We start from the raw sequence: 5,236 nt of genomic DNA on the forward strand, positions 1-5,236 counted from the left end.
AAGATCACGCAGATCTACGAGGGGACCAACCAGATCCAGCGGATGGTCATGGCCCGCCAGCTCCTCAAGTAACCGGCCGGCCACCTGGCGTTGACCTGCGGCGTGTTGCCCTTATAGGCGCCGCGAAATAAGGGCAACACGCCGCAGGTCAACGAACCTGGGGTCGGGTCAGTGCTTCCCGGCGTCTCGGTGCGAGAGCGCTAGGGCGATCTTGCCGTCCTCGGTCATGCGCGGCTTCAGGGTGAGGCCCTTCCAGTGGACGGTCGCGTGCTGCGACGCGTCGACCGAGGTGACCATGTGCGCGTTGTTGCTCTCGAGGCGGAAGGTGACGCGGCTGCCGTGCACGTCGACGCGGATCGGTTCGAGCTTGAACCGCTCGTCGAGCCTGATCTCGTCGCCGTCCCGGACGACGACGTCGCACTCGCCGTCGGCGCAGGCCGAGAGGTCGTGGCCGTCCGCCGCGGGCTGGGCCGCCGCCTGCGCCGGCATCGCGGGCATGGCGGGCATCTCCGGCATCGTGGGCGGCCGCACGGCCGTGTGCGAGGACGGCTTGTCGTCCCCGGGCGGGGTCGGCGCCGCCGCGGCGAGCGCCGGACCGGCGAAGCCGCCGAACGCGAGCGCGGCGACGGTGGTCGCGGTGAGCAGGCCGAGGTTCCTTGTCGACATGGTACGGACTCCTGACGGTCTCACTGTGGCTACTCTTCGTACGCCTTTCACTACAGAGAGTAAGTGATCGTGTCGGAGTCGTGACCGAACGGGGCGTCGTCGGCGTGTGGCCTGCGTGTACTCCGGGTGCTCAGCGGGCGAGTTCGTCCACGAACAGGGTCTGCAGGACGCGGCCGACGTCGCCGGACGCGTCCGCCAGCGAGCCCTCGCACAGCGCGCTGCCGCCCGGCTCGACCTGCAGCGACCCGGCCAGGCACAGCCACTCGCCGACGGGGTCGCGGCGCAGCGCCACGGTCAGGTCCGTGTTGATCACCGTCCACGAGGCCAGGTCGATCTCGCTGCCCACGCCGGACGCGCTGTCGGACAGGACGAGCGCCCGCACCAGCGGCGTGTCGTCCTCGCCCGCGACGAGCGGGACCCGCGAGCGGGCCCACGTCGTGGCGGGGCCGGGCGCGGAGAACGAGCCGTCGACCAGGCGCCACTCCATCGCCGACAGGTAGCCGTCCATGTGGGCGCCCGCCCACGCCGACAGCGGACGGGACTCGGCGGGCAGCGGCGGGGGAGGCGGCGTTCGGACGATCGGCGCTACGCCGTCCGGCGCCCGCAGCGTCCGCCAGGCGGTGGCGCGCACCACCGGGCGTCCCTCGTGGGTCAGCTCGGCCTCCAGCAGGGCGACGCGTCGGCCCGGACGGACGGTCCGCACCGCGATGTGCAGGCGCGCGACCGGCACCGGGCCGAGGATCTCCATCGTCATCCGCGCGACGCGGGTCCCCGGGACCGGCTCGTGCCGTTCGAGGGCGCGGCCGACGAGACCGGCGACCGGCCCGGCGTGCTGGAACTCCGGCGACCACGGCCCGGCGGTCGCGGGGGTGGAGGCGAACCCGCCGTCGGGCAGCGGCTCGTAGAACCCGTCCAAAGCGGCTCCTTTCGACTAGAACAGCATTCTAGCCGCAGAGCTTCTCGGTGCCGCTCTCGACGGACGTGCCCGCGCTCGGCGTCGGCGTCGGCTCGGCCGACTCGACCTTCACCTCCTCGACGCCGTCCCAGTCGCCGCCCACATAGATCTGGATCTCCGCCTGGAGTTCGTCCACCTGCTTGAGCTTCGCGCCGGGAAGCGCCTTCGCGAGGGTCTTGGCGGCCTCCGCCCTGGACGGCCCGTACCGGATCTCCGTCGTCTTGAGGCCGCGCCGCGCGAGCCCCGGCACGACGCTCGCCTCGAAGCCCGCGTCCTCCAGCTGCCGTCCGGCCTCGGTCGCCAGCCCCGGCGTCCCGATGGCGTTCAGCACCCGCACCGTGATGTCGCCGGGCGGCACGGTCAGGCGGTCCTCCGGCTTCTGCGTGGGGGACGGCTTGGCCGGCGTCGGCTCCGGCGACGCCAGCGGCTTGTCGTTCTCGATCTTCTGGAACAGCTCCTGCGCCTGCGCCTTGTCCCACTTCACCGTCGACTGCGGTGCCCCCGCGTTCCACAGCGTGGCCATGTGGTCCGGGTTCTCCAGCGGCACCTTCGCGAACGACAGGTCGTCGGTGGACAGCTCGCGCATCTCGTCGACCATCGCCGGCAGGTCCTCGGCGAGCCGGTCGTCGACCGTCAGCGTGTCGAGCGCCGCGTTCAGGAACTTCGTCGACTTCACCGGGTTCTTCAGCGTGTCGGTGGACAGCGCCCGCTTCATCATCGCGGCGAGGAACTGCTGCTGCCGCTCGATCCGGCCGAGGTCGCTGCCGCCGGTCAGCGAGTACCGCGTCCGGGCGAACGCCAGCGCCTTCATCCCGTCCACGTGCGACGTCCCGGCGGGCATCCGGAGCCCGCTCTTGACGTCGTTCACCGGCTCCTCGACGCACACGTCCACGCCGCCCAGCGCGTCGACCATCTTCACGAACCCGAAGAAGTTGACCTCGACGTAGTGGTCGATCGACACGCCCGTCGCGCGCTTCACCGTCTTCACCGCGAGGCTCGCCCCGCCGAACTGGTACGCCCACGTCAGCTTGCCCGGACGCGCGGGCACCTTGCTGCCCTTCGCGCCCTCCGACCCGTTCGACTCGTGCGCCGGGATCGTCACGAACGAGTCGCGCGGCAGGCTCACCACCGAGATCCGCTTGCGGTCCTCCGACACGTGCAGCAGCAGCATCGTGTCCGACCGCTCGCCCGGGAATCTGCCCAGCTTCGCGGACTTGATCTGCTCCTTCGTCAGCCCGTCCCGCCGGTCCACCCCCGCGATCAGCACCGTCATCGGACCCTCGACGCCGCCCGCGTCCGGGTCGAGGCCGTCGATCGAGATCTTGTCGATCGCGCCCGTCACGTAGTTCTGGAACGCCCACGCCCCGCCGGACGTCAGCAGCACGACCGCCGACATGCCCGCGGTGACCGTCAGCAGCCGCCGCTGCCGCCGCGCGCTCAGCGCCGCGCGCGGCTCATCCGCGGACCCGGCCTGCGCGGCCCCCGCGGTCCCTCGACCGGCACCCGCGGCGCCGGCATCCCGTCGATGGTCACGCCGTCGATGTCGCCGTCGTCGCCGTCCGCCCGGCCGTCCGCCCCGCTCGCGGGCCGCGGCCGGAAGTAGCGTTCCAGCGGATCGTCGTCGCCGTCGCCGAACGGGTCCTCGCGACCCGGGCCGTGCCCGTCCGTCATGCCGCCGCCGCCTCCCGAAGAACGTCGTCGGATGTGCTGGGATGAGTCTCGACCACTCTAAAGTGGGGAACACCCGGCTCGACGCCATCTGGAACGCGTGTCGTTGCGGTAACGTAACGCCGTCCTGACCACACCCCGGCGGCCCGCCACGCGAACCTGGGCGACGCAGGCTGCGTCGGACAAGCGAGCAAGAGAGAGGAAGGGGGGCCTCCTCCGGTCTGTTCGGCCGGATGCGCCCGCGAGCCCATGAACCCGTCTCCCCATGCGCAGCGCGCCGCGCGGCAGGCGCCACGGACCCGTACCGACGACGGCGGGCCGACCTGGCCCGCGGTGTCGGTGGTCATGCCCGTCCTCAACGAGGAACGGCACCTCACCGACGCCGTGCGGCGCACCCTCAGCCAGGACTACCCGGGCGAGCTGGAACTCGTGCTCGCCCTCGGGCCGTCCCGCGACCGCACCGACGAGATCGCCCACCGGCTCGCCGCCGAGGATCCGCGGATCGTCGTGGTGGCCAACCCGACGGGCCGTACCCCGCAGGGCCTCAACATCGCGATCAAGGCGTCGCAGTACTCGATCATCGTCCGGGTGGACGGCCACTCGCTGCTGCCGCCCGACTACGTCCGCGCCGCCGTCGAGACGATGGACGAGACCGGTGCCGACAACGTCGGCGGCATCATGGCCGCCGAGGGCGTGACGCCCTTCGAGCAGGCCGTCGCGCGCGCGATGACGTCCAAGCTCGGCGTCGGCAACGCCCGCTTCCACACCGGCGGCGAGGCCGGCGAGGTCGAGACCGTCTACCTCGGGACGTTCCGGCGCAGCGCCCTCGACCGGGTCGGCGGCTACGACGAGACGTTCACCCGCGCGCAGGACTGGGAGATGAACCACCGCATCCGGCAGACCGGCGGGCGGATCTTCTTCACCCCGCGGATGCGCGTCACCTACCGGCCCCGGCCCGACCTGCGCGCCCTCGCCAAGCAGTACTTCCAGACCGGACGGTGGCGCCGCGTCGTCGGCCGCGAGCATTCCGGCACCCTCAACCTGCGCTACCTCGCGCCGCCGATCGCCGTCGTGGCGATGACGGCGGGCGCGGTCGCCGGGGCGTTCGGGTTCTGGCCCGCCTGGATCCTGCCCGGCGGGTACGCGGTCGCGATGATTGCGGGCGCGGCCGTCGAGGGCCGCGGGCTGTCCCCGGCGGCGTGGGCGCGGCTCCCGCTCGTCTTCGCGACCATGCACGTCACGTGGGGCGTCGGCTTCCTGACGAGCCCGCCCCGGCTCGGCCAGCCCACCCCGGCCAAGCCCGGCGAGCCCGTCCTCTAGCCCGCCCCCCGCACCTTTCGGACATCGCGGACGGAACGGGGCTGCGCTCCGGGCCGTCTCAGGGTTACGGTGGCGAGACCCCGCCACCCGCCCGGCGCCCTGGAGGTGGCCCGATGTCCAATGGTGCACGCCATGCGATCGGCCTGGTGGCCGGTCTGGTCGCGGTCCCGCTGATCGCCGCGGGACTGCTGTACGGCGTCTACCAGATGCACCGGTCCGTGGGGCGCGTGGCCGCCACGCTCGGCGGCGACGCGGGGAACGAACGCTGGACCGGTGCGGCGCTCCTGCTGGGCACCGCCGTCGTGCTCGCGTTCGTCGTGGCGTCGCGGGTGTCGCCGCTGGCCTCGCTGATCCCCGGCGTCGTGTTCACGGCCGTCGGCGGCGCGTGGATCGTCGACCCCGGCTGGATGATCCGGCAGGAGATCACGCGCGACCTGCCCAACGAGTTCGAGTTGCCCTACATCGGGATCCTCGCCCCGTACGGCGTCTTCCTGCTGCTCGGCCTGCTGCTCCTGGCGGCGTCGGCGATGCCGGGACGGTGGGCGGGCCCCGATGCCGAGGTCGCGCACCCGCCACGACTCGGCGTCGACCTTCTCCTGGAAGGCGGCTTCGAGCCGGTACGCGCGG

At 72.5% G+C, this 5,236-nt stretch carries 6 protein-coding genes; 2 read left to right on the forward strand and 4 right to left on the reverse strand.

From position 1 onward, the window contains the following. Positions 1-168: 168 nt before the first annotated feature. From BJF79_RS31130 to BJF79_RS62325, 4 genes are all read right to left on the reverse strand, one after another. Positions 169-666, reverse strand: coding sequence for a hypothetical protein (locus BJF79_RS31130; RefSeq protein WP_075902794.1), 498 nt, complete (start codon positions 664-666; stop codon positions 169-171). 130 nt (positions 667-796) lie between these two features. Then, complete coding sequence (locus BJF79_RS31135) at positions 797-1,582, reverse strand: thioesterase family protein (RefSeq protein ID WP_075902796.1); 786 nt, start codon at positions 1,580-1,582, stop codon at positions 797-799. Positions 1,583-1,610: 28 nt separating this feature from the next. After that, a complete protein-coding gene (locus tag BJF79_RS31140) occupies positions 1,611-3,017 on the reverse strand; it encodes an LCP family protein (protein ID WP_262402789.1) in 1,407 nt (468 codons plus the stop codon). Positions 3,018-3,058: 41 nt separating this feature from the next. Next, positions 3,059-3,292: a hypothetical protein gene (locus BJF79_RS62325; protein WP_262402790.1), complete on the reverse strand. Its 234-nt coding sequence runs from the start codon at positions 3,290-3,292 to the stop codon at positions 3,059-3,061. Positions 3,293-3,538: 246 nt separating this feature from the next. Here BJF79_RS62325 and BJF79_RS31145 point away from each other — a divergent pair, with 246 nt between their 5' ends. Both BJF79_RS31145 and BJF79_RS31150 read left to right on the forward strand, forming a co-directional pair. After that, on the forward strand, positions 3,539-4,609 hold the full coding sequence (locus BJF79_RS31145) for a glycosyltransferase family 2 protein (protein ID WP_075902798.1): 1,071 nt from the start codon (positions 3,539-3,541) through the stop codon (positions 4,607-4,609). Positions 4,610-4,722: 113 nt separating this feature from the next. After that, positions 4,723-5,236 (forward strand): hypothetical protein (locus BJF79_RS31150; protein ID WP_143220438.1); only part of this gene is annotated, 514 nt, incomplete at its 3' end.

It is taken from the genome of Actinomadura sp. CNU-125 (assembly GCF_001942465.1).
Classification (GTDB): Bacteria; Actinomycetota; Actinomycetes; order Streptosporangiales; family Streptosporangiaceae; genus Spirillospora.

Excerpts from the sequence above, each read along its gene's own strand:
- BJF79_RS31140 (WP_262402789.1), bottom strand. The coding sequence starts at position 3,017 with ATGTCGGCGGTCGTGCTGCTGACGTCCGGCGGGGCGTGGGCGTTCCAG.
- BJF79_RS62325 (WP_262402790.1), bottom strand. The coding sequence starts at position 3,292 with ATGACGGACGGGCACGGCCCGGGTCGCGAGGACCCGTTCGGCGACGGC.
- BJF79_RS31130 (WP_075902794.1), bottom strand. The coding sequence starts at position 666 with ATGTCGACAAGGAACCTCGGCCTGCTCACCGCGACCACCGTCGCCGCG.
- BJF79_RS31145 (WP_075902798.1), top strand. The coding sequence starts at position 3,539 with ATGAACCCGTCTCCCCATGCGCAGCGCGCCGCGCGGCAGGCGCCACGG.